Raw genomic sequence first — 13779 nt, 5'->3', positions numbered from 1 at the left:
GCGTGCTGCCGTGACTGAGTCCAATCCCTCGACCGAGGCACCATCGCCGTCCGGAATCGGTGGTTGGCTGATCCTGCCGATGCTGGGTCTGCTCGTGACGCCGGTCCGCATGGCGATTGAATTCTACTTGTCCTTTGTCCCGGTGCTGTTCTCCGCTCAGGGCTGGGACTATGTCAGTTCGCCGGATCGCCACGCCTGGTTCAGGCCATTCATCATCGCCGAGTGCGTGGTCAATGTCGCCCTGTTCGTTTTCACCCTGTGGCTCATCTATCTTTTCTTCACCAAGGCGCGGCGCGTCCCGGGACTGTTCATCACCTGGCTCGTGGCGACGTTTCTGGCGCAGGTCGCGGACGTCGTCGGTGCGGCGGGGTTGCTGGGCAGTCCGCCGACCGGTGCCGATGTTCGCGACCTCGGCCGGTCCCTGGTCTCTGCCATTATCTGGATTCCCTACTTCATGGTGTCCAAACGCGTGAAGAACACATTCGTCCAGGAGGGTTGGGCCTAGACCCGCCTGGCGTCGCGACGCCTGCCAAGTTGCCGCTCACCTCGACCGTTCTTTAGGCATCTGACCAACCCACGCCCGTCTTGCGCCCGGCACGCGTTCCGTGTCACGATTCTTGCAATACCCATCCCGTAAGGCGGTTCCTCAACGGTTGTTTGGCCTACCGCGTGCCAAGCCAAAACAAGATGCCTGGGAGAATGCCATGACGATTGCTCCCACAAGGAGGAGTGTCTTACCCCAGACTCCCCGCAAAACGGGCGCGCCGTGGCGGGTTGGTGTCCTGTTCTCCCACTCCGGCTTCATGTCGGTGATCGAGGAGACCCAGCTCCACGGTACCATGCTGGCGATCGAGGAAATCAATGCCTCAGGCGGCATCAACGGCCGCGAAGTCGTGCCGGTGGCCTACGATCCGGCCTCCGAATCAGCCGCCTTCGGGCACTACGCCAAGCGGCTGATGATCGAGGATCGCATCACCACGATCTTCGGCTGCTACACGTCCTCGAGCCGCAAGGCCGTGCTGCCGGTGGTGGAGCGTCTCAACGGGTTACTGTGGTACCCGACGCTCTACGAAGGCTTCGAGTTCTCGCCCAACATCATCTACACCGGTGCCGCGCCCAACCAGAACAGCGTCGAGTTGTGTCGGTTCCTGATCGAGACCTATGGCTCACGCTTCTATTTCGTCGGCTCCGACTACATCTATCCCCGCGAATCCAATCGCATCATGCGCGAGCTGCTGGCCGCCAACGGCGGCTCAGTCGTGGGCGAGCGCTATCTGAACCTGCGGGCGCGGCCGCAGGATTTCCTGCCCATCATCCAGGACCTGCGCAGCACCCGCCCCGACGTCATCTTCTCCACCGTGGTGGGCGACGGCACGATCTATTTCTACCAGGCCTACACCGACAGTGGGCTCGACCCGCGCACCATGCCCATCGCCAGCCTGACGACCACCGAAGCCGAGATCCGCGCCATGGGTTTCGACGTCGGTGAAGGCCACATTACGGCGGCGCCTTACTTCGAAGGCGTCGAGAGTGAGGTCAGCGCCTCGTTCGTGGCGCGCTACAAGAAGCGCTACGGTGACGACGAGCCCACCAACATGTGCGTCGAGGCAGCCTACTTTCAGGTTCACATGTTCGCCAAGGCGCTCGAGCAGGCCGATTCGCTCGATACCGACACGCTGCGGACCATGGTGCTCGGTGCCAGCTTCCAGGCACCGCAGGGACAGGTCACGATCAACTCGACGTCGAGCCACACCGATTTGTGGACGCGCATCGGGCGCGCCAATCGCCGCGGCCAATTCGACATCATCCGGCAATCGCCCGCCGCGGTCCGCGCCGATCCGTTCCTGGTCGGCTACGGCCGCGCCACCGCGCGGGGGTGACATGCGGACGCCGGACCAGACCGTCATCCCGAGCGCAGCGAGGGATCTCCTGCGGGCGGAGACTCCATTCCCGAAAGATCCCTCGCTACGCTCGGGATGACGGAACTCACACATGAACGAGCCGCCATCGAAATCCGACCTTCGCAAGGAAGCACCGACGCGCCGTTCCGTTCTCGCGGAGTTGGCCGGCCTGGACGTTGCGATCGTCACGGCGCGTGATGATCAGGGCGTCTTCCTGGTGCGCGAGTTGCAGCGGCTGCGGGTCAGAACACGCCACTTGTGGCCGGCGCCGGAACGCATGCCGTCGGATGCCGACGTCGTCTATTGCGACTACGCACCGGATCTGGCTGGACGACTGCCATGGATTCCCGGCGATGCGCTGGCGGCGTTGGTCGTCATCCTGCCGGCGTCCGATCCGATCGACCCCGAGGCGCTCACCAACGCCACACCGGATGCGATCCTGGCGCGGCCGTTTACTGCCAACGCTGTGCTGGCAAGCCTGGTCAGCGCGCAAAGCCAGTTCCGTTACGAAATGCGCCTGCGCGGCAAGGTCGAGAAGCTCGACGAGACCATTCGCTCGATGCGCACCGTCGAGCGCGCCAAAGCCATCATCATGACCACGCGTCGTGTCGCTGAAGATGAAGCCTATGGCTTCATCCGTCGTCAGGCGATGGACCGACGCGTGCCGGTCAGCGCGGTCGCGGCGGCGATCGTTGACTCGTTTGAACTGCTCGGCTACGATTTGAAACAGTAATTCCCAAGGTTGGGAACCGGCGGCAACAGCGCCGCCCATTTCGACATCGGCGACAAAGCCTTCTCAATGCTCGCGAACCGCGCGCATCGGGAGGGCTTTTTTGTTTTCAAAATGGGGAGGTGGGCCATGGCCCTGACACGTCGTTCTCTGCTTCACGGCGCGGCCGCTCTTGGTGCCGGCGCCAGTGCGGGATTCCCTCACATCTGGATCAAGAACAGCGGACTGGCGATCGCCGCCAACGGCGAGATCAAGGTCGGCGTGCTGTTTTCCCTCACCGGCACCACGGCGATCATCGAGGAATCGCTGAACAAAGCCACGATTCTCGCCATCGAGGAGATCAACGCCGCAGGCGGCATCAAGGGCATGAAGATCGTGCCCGTGGTCGAGGATCCAGCATCCGACCCTGCCACCTTCTCCGAGAAGGCGCGCAAGCTGGTCGTCGGCGACAAATGCGTCAGCGTCTTCGGCTCCTACACGTCGGCCAGCCGCAAGGCGGTGCTGCCGGTGTTCGAGCGCCAGAACAATCTCTACTGGTATCCGACGCTATATGAAGGCCGCGAATGCTCGAAAAACGTGATCTACACGGGCGCCGTGCCGAACCAGCAGCAGGATGAGTTCATTCCGTGGCTGGTCAAGAAATTCGGCAAGAAATTCTATCTGATCGGCTCCAACTACATCTATCCGAAGGAAGAGAACAATTACTGCAAGAAGCTGCTGGAAAAATACGGCGGTGAGGTCGTCAACGAGGAGTACGTGCCGCTGGGTCACTCCGAGTTCTCCTCGGTGATCAACAAGTTCCGGTCGACGCAGCCCAACGTGATCTTCTCCACGGTCGTGGGCGACTCGGTGGTGGCCTTGCACCGCCAATACCGCGCCGCCGGCCTGGACCCGGAGAAGATGCCGATGGCGAGCCTGACCACGTCGGAGAACGAGATTGCCGCCATGGGTGGCGACGCCGCAGCCGGGCACTTCACCTCGGCGCCCTACTTCATGGTGCACAAGTCGCCCGAGAACGAGAAGTTCGTCGCCGCCTACAAGAAGCGCTGGGGCGCCGACAAGGTCACGCACTTCGTCTCCGAGCCCTCCTATTTCCAGGTCTACCTGTTCAAGCAGGCGGTGGAGAAGCTCGGCGGCAAGGACATCTCGCCCAACACGATCCGCGAAGCCGTCAAGGGTGCCGAGATGACGGCGCCGCAAGGCAAGGTGCGCATCGAGCGGGAGAACCTCCACACCTGGTTATGGCCCAAGATCGCGCGCGCCAAGCCGGACGGCCAGTTCGAGGTACTCGTCGACTCGGCGCAGTGGCAGAAGCCGGTGCCGTACGCCGCCTACCCCGGCCAGAACTGCACTGAGAAGGGTCTGACCCAGAGCTGATGTCTCTCCTCCTGGGAGCGCGGGCGTCCCGCCCGCTCTTGTGTCGACGCCATGCGCCGATGCGGGCGGGACGCCCGCGCTCCCAGGAAATACCTCCCCACAGCGTGGGGAGGAGAAGACGGTACCCATGGACGACGCACTGCAGCAGTTCATCACTGGCCTCAGCATCGCTTCCATCCTGCTGCTGGTGGCGCTGGGCCTGTCGATCATCTACGGCGCCATGGGCATCATCAACCTGGCGCACGGCGAGTTCGTGATGCTGGGCGCCTATGCCGCCTGGGCCCTGCAGACCCAATTGCAGATCGGCCTGTTCGCCAGCCTGATCCCGATCTTCCTTCTGGTTGCATTGTTCGGCTGGCTGATCGAGCACTTCGTCCTGCGCTTCCTCTACGCCCGGCCGCTCGACACCATTCTCGCCACCTGGGGTATCGGCGTCATGCTGCAGCAGGCCGTGCGGCTGTTGGCCGGCGGTGAGCTGCGCTATGTGCAGATGCCGGTCGACCTGTCGCACAGCATCGACATCGCAGGCGTGCCGGTATCGGTCTATCGCCTCTTCCTGTTCGCGGCGGCACTGGCGCTCTTCGCACTGACCTGGTTCCTGATGAACCGCACCACGTTCGGCGTGAAGCTGCGCGCCGTCATCCAGGATCGCAGCATATCCTCCGCCTTCGGTATCAACCCCGGCCAAGTCTACGGCATCACCTTCGCTTACGGAGCGGGCCTCGCCGGACTGGCTGGCGCTTTGGTCTCGCCCCTGAAGAGCGTCTCGCCCGAGATGGGGACCGGCTATGTCGTGGATGCGTTCATGGTGGTAGTGCTGGGCGGCGTGCAAAGTCTGGTCGGTACGGTCGCCAGCGCTTTCGTGCTGGGCGAACTGAGCGGCGTCATCGCCTTCCTGCAGAACGACACGATCGCCAAGGCCCTGGTCTTCCTCGCCATCATCGTGCTGATCCGCTTCCGCCCCGAAGGACTGTTCACGGCCCGGGTGCGCGCATGACGGCGCCGCTGGTTCTGCCGGCACCGGCGCACCGCACCCGCCAAGCGGCGGGCCGGACGCGCACGCAGGTGCTGCTTTACGCCTTCGTTTGCCTTGCCGTGTTCGTCATTCCCTTGCTGATCGACAGCGACTTCCTGCTGAACAAGATCGCGCGTTACATCGTGCTGGGCATGCTGGCGATGTCGTTGGCGCTGTCGTGGGGCTATGCCGGCATCCTCAATCTGGGCCAGGCGATGAGCTTCGGCCTCGGCTCCTACGCCATGGCCATGGCGCTGAAACTCAAGACCGTGCCGGTGCACACTGGCCCGGAAGGCTTGCCGGATTTCATGGTCTGGAACAACGTCCCCAGCCTGCCGTGGTTCTGGGAGCCGTTCCATTCACTGGGCTTCGCCATCGCTGCCGGCATCATCGTTCCGGTCTGTGCCGCGGCCGCCTTGGGCTGGTTCATGTTCCGCGGCCGTGTCACCGGCGTCTACGTCGCCATCATCACCCTGGCCGCCATGGTGGTGGTGAACCTCGTGATCATCGATCAGCAGCGTTTCACGGGCGGTTTCAACGGCATCACCGACCTGGCTCAACTCAAGCTGTTCGACATCACCTTCGATGCCTACGGCCGATCCACCTACTACCTCGTCGCCTGCTGTCTCACAGCCAGCCTGTTCCTGGCACTGGCCGTCACCAAGACCAAGGCCGGCCTGATCATCCAGGCGATCCGCGACCATGAGAACCGGGTGCGGTACTTCGGCTACGACGTCGCGGCCTACAAGATCTTCGCCTTCTCGCTCTCGGCCGCGATCGCCGGTCTTGCCGGCATGCTCTACACCGTCGTGATGGAGTTTGCCTCGCCGACATTCCTCGGCGTGCCGCTCTCACTGTCGGTGGTGGTGTGGTGTGCGGTCGGTGGCCGCCAAAGCCTCGTCGGCGCTTTCCTCGGCGCCGTTCTGGTCGCCGGCATGCAGGGCGCCCTCTCCGAATCCAAGACGTTCCTGGAAACCTGGACCCTGGTGATGGGCGGCCTGTTCGTCATCGTTGTCCTGTTCCTGCCCAAGGGCCTGGCCGGCATCGCTGAGCTGCTGAGCGTGCGTATCGCCCGCCTGCGGCAACGCCGGAACGCAACTGTCGCGGAACCCAAGCCGACCGAGGTCGGGCCGTGAAGGCGCTCGACGTCGTCCTGAGCGAAGCGAAGGACCCTGCGGTGCTGCTTCGAGACGACGGCAGCGCTGGTGAATCACCAGAAGGATCGCCGCTGTCACTACCACCGCAAGGTCCTTCGCTTCGCTCAGGACGACAAGAGATGACCGCGCATCTGCAGCTCTCCGACGTCAGCGTCAGCTTCAACGGGTTCGTCGCCGTCAATGCGCTGAATCTCGCGGTCGGCAAGGGCGAACTGCGGTGCCTGATCGGTCCCAACGGCGCCGGCAAGACCACGGCGCTCGACCTGATCTGCGGCAAGATCAAGCCTACGGCGGGCTCCATCACGTTGCGCAACACCGAGCTCACCGCGCTCGAGGAACACCAGATCGCCCGTGCCGGCGTCGGCCGCAAATTCCAGGTGCCCAGTGTCTTCAAGGAACTCACGGTCCGCGAGAACCTGCAGGTTGCCTACTCCAAGCGAACCGGCGTGTTCGCCAATGTCATGCGCAGTTGCCGCGGCGAGGAGACCGATGGGCTGGACATGCTGGCTCAGCTCGTCGGACTGGAGAATGCGCTCGACAAGCCGGCGGCCTACCTGTCGCACGGCCAGACCCAATGGCTCGAGATCGGCATGCTGGTGGCACAGGACACCGAACTGATCCTGATGGATGAGCCCACCGCAGGCATGACGGCACAGGAGACGCTGAAAACGGCCGATCTCTTCAACCGGTTGAAGGGCAAGCACACCTTGCTGGTGGTCGAGCACGACATGGGCTTCGTCAAGGCGATCGGCGACGTCATCTCGGTGATGCACCAGGGCCGCCTGCTGGCCGAGGGCACGGCGGCCGAAGTCGAGCGCAACGAGGAAGTGCGGCGCGCCTATCTCGGTTCGGGAGGGATCACCGGTGCTTGAGCTCACCAACGTCGATGCCTTCTACGGTAACAGTCGCGCGTTGCAGGGCATCAGCTTCCACGCCGGCAAGGGTGACTTTCTGTCGGTGCTGGGCCGCAACGGTGTCGGCAAGACGACCCTGCTGCGCGCTGTTCTCGGCCAGATGGACCGCGTCACCGGCGCCATCCGCCTGGACGGCAGGGATCTCGCGAGCCGGCGCACGCACGAGCGTGCCAAGGCCGGTATCGCCTACGTACCGCAAGGCCGCGGCATTCTGCCGAAGTTCACTGTGCGCGAGAACCTGATCCTCGGCACCTTCGCCGCCAGCGGCCGCCAGGGACAGATCGACGATTGGATCTTCGAGCTGTTTCCCGTCCTGAAGGATCACCTGACGCGGCGCGGCGGCAATCTTTCCGGCGGCCAGCAGCAGCAGCTGGCGATTGCCCGCGCGCTGCTGGCACAGCCCAAGGTCATCCTGCTCGACGAGCCGACCGAAGGCATCCAGCCCAACATTGTCGAGCAGATCGAGGAGGTCATCACCCGCCTGAACCGCGAACACGGCATCACCGTGATTCTGGTCGAACAGAACGTCGCATTCGCACGCCGCGCCTCAACCAGCTTTCTTCTGATGGAGAAGGGGCGCGTCGTCGCGGAAGGGTCCGTCGACAAACTGACGGACGATCTCGTCCAGCGATACATGACCGTTTAGCCGGTCAGGACATGTATCCGACAAGGAGTCCAACACATGTTGCACGGCGATATCTCCAGCAGCAAAGACACCGTCGGCGTGGCTGTCGTCAATTACAAGATGCCGCGCCTGCACACCAAGGCCGAGGTCCTGGACAATGCTCGCAAGATCGCGCGCATGCTCGAAGGCATGAAGACCGGCCTGCCCGGCATGGATCTGGTCATCTTCCCGGAATATTCGACGCACGGGATCATGTACGACAACAAGGAGATGTACGAGACGGCGTCGACCATTCCCGGCGAAGAAACCGAAATCTTCGCCCAGGCCTGTCGCAACGCCAAGGTCTGGGGTGTGTTCTCGCTCACCGGCGAACGCCACGAAGAGCACCCTAACAAGGCGCCCTACAACACCCTGATCCTGATGAACGACAAGGGCGAGATCGTCCAGAAGTACCGCAAGATCATGCCCTGGGTGCCGATCGAGGGCTGGTATCCCGGCAACTGCACCTACGTCTCCGACGGCCCCAAGGGCCTCAAGGTCAGCCTGATCATCTGCGATGACGGCAACTTCCCGGAGATATGGCGCGATTGCGCCATGCGCGGTGCCGAGCTGATCGTGCGCTGCCAGGGGTACATGTATCCCGCGAAGGAACAGCAGGTCCTGATGGCAAAGGCGATGGCGTGGGCCAACAACGTCTACGTCGCGGTCGCCAATGCTGCCGGCTTCGACGGCGTCTACTCCTACTTCGGCCACTCGGCGATCGTCGGCTTCGACGGCCGTACCTTGGGTGAATGTGGCGAGGAAGAGATGGGCATCCAGTATGCCCAGCTCTCGGTATCGCTGATCCGCGACGCGCGCCGCAACATGCAGTCGCAGAACCACCTCTTCAAGCTGTTGCATCGCGGCTACACCGGCACGATCAATTCCGGTGACGATGTGCGCGGGCACGCCATCTGCCCGTACGAGTTCTACAAGAACTGGATCACCGATCCCGAGGGCACGCGCGAGATGGTCGAGGCCATCACGCGGCCGACCGTCGGCACCGACGAATGCCCGATCGAAGGCATCCCCAACCGCCGCGCCACGCATCGGTAGTGATTTCCTCCCCACGCCGTGGGGAGGTGCCCCGAAGGGGCGGAGGGGACCCAACGTGGTCTCTCGATAGATCCACTACGTCGGGTCCCCCTCCGGCCTTCGGCCACCTCCCCCACTACGTGGGGAGGATTTTCCCGGAGTACACCATCATGCCCGCAGACTACGAAGTCTTCGACCTCGGCGATGTGCGCCTGCAGCGCGGCGCGACCTTGCGAGGCTGCAAGCTGGCCTACAAGACCTTCGGCCAGCTCAACGCCCAAAAGGACAACGCCATCGTCTATCCGACCTGGTACTCAGGCCAGCACTATGACAACGAGTGGCTGGTCGGCGATGGCATGGCGCTGGATCCACAGAAGTACTTCATCATCATTCCCAACATGCTGGGCAATGGCCTGTCGTCGTCGCCCAGCAACACGCCCGAGCCGTACAACGGGCCGCGTTTCCCTCATGTCACCGCCTATGACAACGTCCGCGTTCAGCACCGCCTTGTGACGGAGAAGTTCGGCGTCAAGCACATCCGGTTGGTGACAGGCTGGTCAATGGGCGCGCTGCAAACTTTCCATTGGGGTGCGCTGTACCCGGACATGATGGACCTGCTGGCGCCGTTCTGCGGTTCGGCGAAATGTTCGCGCCATAACTTCGTATTCCTAGAGGGTGTCAAGGCGGCGCTGACCGCCGATGCGCACTTCCTTGATGGCTGGTACAACGAGAAACCCGCCAAGGGCCTGCGCGCCGCGGCGCGCGTCTACGCCGGCTGGGGTTTCTCTCAAGCCTTCTACCGCGAGAAGCTGGATCTCGAGGCCATGGGTTACTCCTCGCTCGAGGACTTCCTGGTCGCATTCTGGGAGGGCTTTTTCCTGCCCAAGGATGCCAATAATCTGCTGACCATGCTGTGGACCTGGCAGAACGGCGACATCAGCGACAACGAACTCTATGGCGGCGATTTCAAGAAAGCGTTGGCCGCGATCAAGGCCAAGGCCTATGTCATGCCAGGCCAGACGGATCTCTATTTCCCGCCTGAAGACAGTGCTTTCGAGGTAGAGCATATGCCGAACGCGACGTTCGTGCCGGTGCCGTCGATCTGGGGGCATTTCGCCGGCGGCCCGGGTACGAATCCCAAGGATGTCGCCTTCATCGACGGCAAGCTGAAGGAACTGCTTGCAGGTTGAGTAATTCCCCTCCCCAAGGGAAGGGTCTGTAGTGGAGTACACTCCATGACGCTCGACGCTTATCGCATCACGACCGAGCCCTACTACCGGCCGCTCGGTGACGAGATCGCGCTGTTTGACGCTGCGTACGCCACGCGCATGCCGATGATGCTAAAAGGGCCGACCGGGTGCGGCAAGACGCGCTTTGTCGAGCACATGGCCTGGCGCTTGAAACAACCCCTGATCACCGTCGCCTGCCATGAGGACATGACGGCGTCTGATCTGGTCGGCCGCTGGCTGCTCGATGCCGACGGTACGACCTGGCATGACGGGCCGCTGGCCACCGCCGTACGAGCCGGCGCGATCTGCTATCTCGACGAAATTGTCGAGGCGCGCCAGGACACGACAGTCGTCATCCACCCGCTGACGGATGACAGGCGCATCCTGCCCCTGGAGAAGCGCGGCGAGCTGATCCCGGCCCATCCCGACTTCCAGCTGGTGATCTCGTACAACCCGGGCTACCAGAGCGTCATCAAGGATCTCAAGGAATCGACCAAGCAGCGTTTCGCCGCCATCGACTTCCGCTATCCGGCACCCGACGTCGAGGCCGAGATCGTGGGCCGCGAAGCCCGGATCGCGGCCGAAATCGCAATGACCCTGGTTGCCATCGCCGAGCGCAGTCGCCATCTCAAGGGCCACGGCCTGGATGAGGGCGCCTCGACCCGCATGCTGGTCAATGCCGCGCGGTTGATGGGTCGCGGCATCCCCCTCTCGCAGGCATGCGATGCCGCGCTCGTCGTCCCCCTGACCGATGATGCGCAGTTGCGCGAAGCTCTGCGCGACGCGGTCCTGGCCTGCGCCGCATGACGCGACGGAGCACCGCGGGCATTGCCTCATTGAGCGGCGTACGCGCCGCGCGTCGCATCACGGCACTATTCGACAGTCGTCCCGATCTTGCTCGCGCCCACGAAGCCGCTGAACGATCGCTGGACGCGCGCGGCGGCGCCCTTGAGCACGGCGCCTGGGAAGAGGCCTTGCTTGGCCTGGTCGAGAGCAATCTCGGCAAGCCCACCCTGTTGGCATTCCTGCGACTCTCCGAAACATGGCCGCACGAACGTCCTGTCACGCAACTGGCCATGGCCGGCCGCTCCATCGCCGCAATCGGTCGCGAGGCGGGCGGTTCAGCCGCGCGATACCTTTTGGCGACCTTGCCGGCCTGGATCCGGCGCGCCGGCGATTCGCAGGATGTCACCCGACTGCTGGCCTCGCTGGAACGGCTGTCACGCGACGCACCAGACACCGTCGCGCTCCTGGCACCGCGGCTCGAACACCTGCTAGCGGTCGTCGATATCGACGGCTTCAACGCCTGGATGATGAGCGGCCTGCGTGCGACGGCCGAAGATCGCAGCCGCCGTCGCGCTTACTTCTCGCTCGACGACCCACTGTCACAGCAGATGCTGGCGCGGGGCGATGCAATATCGGACTTTCGCTGCCTGGAACCTCGCCTCGCCGCGCAAATGACGGCGCTCTGGGGTCTGCGGGTGCCGATTCGGCCTGCCCCACTCTCGCCCGGCGCAGCACCTCAGCGCCGCACGTCTTTTGCCGGCACGCTGCTGCGCTTCCCGGAGCGATACGCGGGCGCACCTGCCGATACGGTCGCGGCACTGTACCGCGCCGCCGGTGCCCATCTGGGTGCGCATCTCACCCATACGCGCCATCGCTTTGCCATCGGCACGCTGAAGCCCCTGCAGGTCGTCCTCGTCTCCCTGATCGAGGACGCGCGGGTCGAGGCGTTGGCCATGCGCGCCATGCCAGGCCTGCGGCATTTCTGGAACCCCTTTCACGTGGCATCCCCGCAAGGCGGTACGGCGCCTGTGTTGATGGCACGGCTGGCGCGTGCGCTCTTTGATCCCGCCTATGACGACGAGCACGGCTGGGTCGTAAAGGGCCGCACCTTGTTTACTCAGGCACAGGACCAGTGGCACCGCGCGGAGATCAGCCGCAGCTTGGGTGGCCTGCTGGGCAACGACCTGGGCCAGATGCGCGTGCAGTTCAATCCCCGTACCCATATCGTCGAGCCGGTCTATCGCGATGACAACACGGGGCTGTGGGATTTTCCCGATGCGCCCGACGCGGCCATCGAGGACATCGCCCTGATGGTCGACACGGCGCGCATCGAGCGCCGTGAAGAGCCTGCCCCCGATCCGACACCGGATCAAGCACAGGAGCCCGACGATGTGGGGCGCACGCGCGCGGCCGCGACCGCCAGCATGGAGGGTATTCCGGTCGCAACCTACCCCGAATGGGACCATGTGCTGGCACGCGACCGCTCGGACTGGACGACCATTGTCGAGGTGCCGCCCGCACCGGCGGGCGTATTGGCACCGTCACCGGCGGCGAATGATGACGTGGCACGTCGCGCCGACGCGCTCGCCCGTGCCGCATCGATCGGCCGGCGCATCCGCGAGAAGCGCCGCAGCGACGGTGAAAACCTCGACATCGATGCCTGCATCGCTGCCGTCATCAATCGCCGGGCCCGCCAGCCGCTGGATCATCGGGTCTACCTGCGCCACATCCCTGGGCCCCGCGACCTGGCGCTGTTGTTGCTGCTCGATCTCTCGGAATCAACCAACGACGCCGACGGCGATGGCCACACCGCCTTGATGGCCGAGAAGGACACTGCCGAAGTCATCGCCAGCGCCATCGATGTCGCCGGCGACGCGCTCGCCGTCCACGGGTTCTGCTCCGACGGGAGGCACAAGGTTTTCTACACGCCGATCAAGGACTTTGACGAGCCGTTCGATCTACCGGTACGCGCCCGGCTGGCCGGCGCGCGGGGTGGCTTCTCCACGCGGCTGGGCGCCGCCATGCGTCACGCCGGGGCATGCCTCACCACCCGCCGTGCGTTTCGGCGCGTGCTGCTGGTACTGACCGATGGCGAGCCGGCCGATATCGATATCTTCGATGCGGACTACCTGGTCGAGGATGCCCGCCGCGCCACGCAGGCTTTGCGTGCCACGGGCCTGGACGTATTCGCCTTCGGCGTGGGTGATGGCGTGCATCTCGATCGCATCTTCGGCCCGCGATATGCGCTGCGCGTCCCGCACATCGTCGCCCTGCCCTCGCAGCTCATGCAACTCTATGCGCGGCTCAAGCGCTGATCCGATGCTTCGGCCGGCCCTACATTGTCGCGCGACAGCTTGTAGAGGATGGCGTCGTGCAGCGCCTCGAACGAGGCGTCGATGACGTTGGGCGAGATACCCACCGTCGTCCAGCGGTTACCGGCGCCATCGACGCTCTCGACAAGAACACGTGTGACGGCAGCGGCACCATCTCTCGAATCGACGATGCCGACCCTGAAATCGGTGAGGATCATGTCCGTCAGCGCGTCATAGTACGGCAGCAACGCCTTTCGCAGCGCCGCGTCGATCGCGTGAACGGGTCCACTGCCCTCGCTGACGCCGATCACGCGCTGCCCGGCAACCTCGATCTTCACCGTCGCCTCCGAGACAGTGAAGGGTTCGCCCCCGCTGTTCCACCGCCGTTCGGTCATCACCCGGAAGCTGTGCAGCATGAAGTAGTCGGACACCACGCGCAATTCGCGACGCGCCAGAAGTTCCAGCGAGGCGTCGGCCACGTCATAGTCGCGGCCCTCGGCCTCGCGCACCCTGATCAGGCTCAAAAGCCTGGTGACATCGTCCGGCCGCAAACCGACACCGATCCGGTCGAGCACGCGCCTCAGACTCGATGGGTTGTCGCCGCCTGCACACCGGCGTTTCACATCATCATCACCGGCTTCGCTGTTTTGTTCTGATGT

Annotated in this window: 13 protein-coding genes; 12 read left to right on the top strand and 1 reads right to left on the bottom strand. The window is 64.0% G+C overall.

The window, feature by feature from the left end; translation table 11 throughout:
* Nucleotides 1-10: 10 nt before the first annotated feature.
* From FQU96_RS14485 to FQU96_RS14430, 12 genes are all read left to right on the top strand, one after another.
* The gene (locus tag FQU96_RS14485) at nt 11-505 is read left to right on the top strand and encodes a DUF2569 domain-containing protein (RefSeq protein WP_146541982.1); all 495 of its coding nucleotides are present in this window, start codon (nt 11-13) and stop codon (nt 503-505) included.
* A 199-nt stretch (nt 506-704) separates the two neighbouring features.
* The gene (locus tag FQU96_RS14480; RefSeq protein WP_146541981.1) at nt 705-1880 is read left to right on the top strand and encodes a transporter substrate-binding domain-containing protein; all 1176 of its coding nucleotides are present in this window, start codon (nt 705-707) and stop codon (nt 1878-1880) included.
* A 112-nt stretch (nt 1881-1992) separates the two neighbouring features.
* Complete coding sequence (locus FQU96_RS14475; RefSeq protein WP_146541980.1) at nt 1993-2634, top strand: ANTAR domain-containing response regulator; 642 nt, start codon at nt 1993-1995, stop codon at nt 2632-2634.
* A 126-nt stretch (nt 2635-2760) separates the two neighbouring features.
* Entirely contained in the window at nt 2761-4008 is a 1248-nt protein-coding gene (locus FQU96_RS14470; protein ID WP_178130512.1) for a transporter substrate-binding domain-containing protein, read from the top strand.
* A gap of 127 nt (nt 4009-4135) precedes the next feature.
* A complete protein-coding gene (gene urtB, locus FQU96_RS14465; RefSeq protein WP_146541979.1) occupies nt 4136-5005 on the top strand; it encodes an urea ABC transporter permease subunit UrtB in 870 nt (289 codons plus the stop codon).
* The gene (gene urtC, locus FQU96_RS14460) at nt 5002-6159 is read left to right on the top strand and encodes an urea ABC transporter permease subunit UrtC (protein WP_146541978.1); all 1158 of its coding nucleotides are present in this window, start codon (nt 5002-5004) and stop codon (nt 6157-6159) included. The genes urtB and urtC overlap by 4 nt, the downstream gene beginning before the upstream one ends.
* Nucleotides 6160-6299: 140 nt before the next feature.
* The gene (gene urtD, locus FQU96_RS14455) at nt 6300-7052 is read left to right on the top strand and encodes an urea ABC transporter ATP-binding protein UrtD (RefSeq protein ID WP_146541977.1); all 753 of its coding nucleotides are present in this window, start codon (nt 6300-6302) and stop codon (nt 7050-7052) included.
* Complete coding sequence (gene urtE / locus FQU96_RS14450; RefSeq protein WP_146541976.1) at nt 7045-7740, top strand: urea ABC transporter ATP-binding subunit UrtE; 696 nt, start codon at nt 7045-7047, stop codon at nt 7738-7740. The genes urtD and urtE overlap by 8 nt, the downstream gene beginning before the upstream one ends.
* Before the next feature lie 36 nt (nt 7741-7776).
* Nucleotides 7777-8814 (top strand): aliphatic amidase, encoded by a 1038-nt coding sequence (locus tag FQU96_RS14445; protein ID WP_146541975.1) that lies wholly within the window; start codon nt 7777-7779, stop codon nt 8812-8814.
* A gap of 149 nt (nt 8815-8963) precedes the next feature.
* A complete protein-coding gene (locus tag FQU96_RS14440; protein WP_146541974.1) occupies nt 8964-9983 on the top strand; it encodes an alpha/beta fold hydrolase in 1020 nt (339 codons plus the stop codon).
* 45 nt (nt 9984-10028) lie between these two features.
* Entirely contained in the window at nt 10029-10829 is an 801-nt protein-coding gene (locus FQU96_RS14435; protein WP_146541973.1) for a CbbQ/NirQ/NorQ/GpvN family protein, read from the top strand.
* Nucleotides 10826-13123 carry a hypothetical protein gene (locus tag FQU96_RS14430; protein ID WP_146541972.1) on the top strand — a complete coding sequence of 766 codons (2298 nt, stop codon included), beginning with the start codon at nt 10826-10828 and terminating at the stop codon, nt 13121-13123. The genes FQU96_RS14435 and FQU96_RS14430 overlap by 4 nt, the downstream gene beginning before the upstream one ends.
* Here FQU96_RS14430 and FQU96_RS14425 read toward each other — a convergent pair.
* Nucleotides 13102-13695 (bottom strand): alpha-isopropylmalate synthase regulatory domain-containing protein, encoded by a 594-nt coding sequence (locus FQU96_RS14425; protein WP_218574717.1) that lies wholly within the window; start codon nt 13693-13695, stop codon nt 13102-13104. The two genes, FQU96_RS14430 and FQU96_RS14425, sit on opposite strands and share 22 nt — an antisense overlap.
* Between the last annotated feature and the right edge of the window lie 84 nt (nt 13696-13779).

Source organism: Reyranella sp. CPCC 100927 (assembly GCF_007859315.1).
In the GTDB taxonomy this organism is placed as follows: domain Bacteria; phylum Pseudomonadota; class Alphaproteobacteria; order Reyranellales; family Reyranellaceae; genus Vineibacter.
The sequence above is the reverse complement of the archived record's forward strand: the minus strand, read 5'-3'. Positions and strand labels throughout refer to the sequence as shown.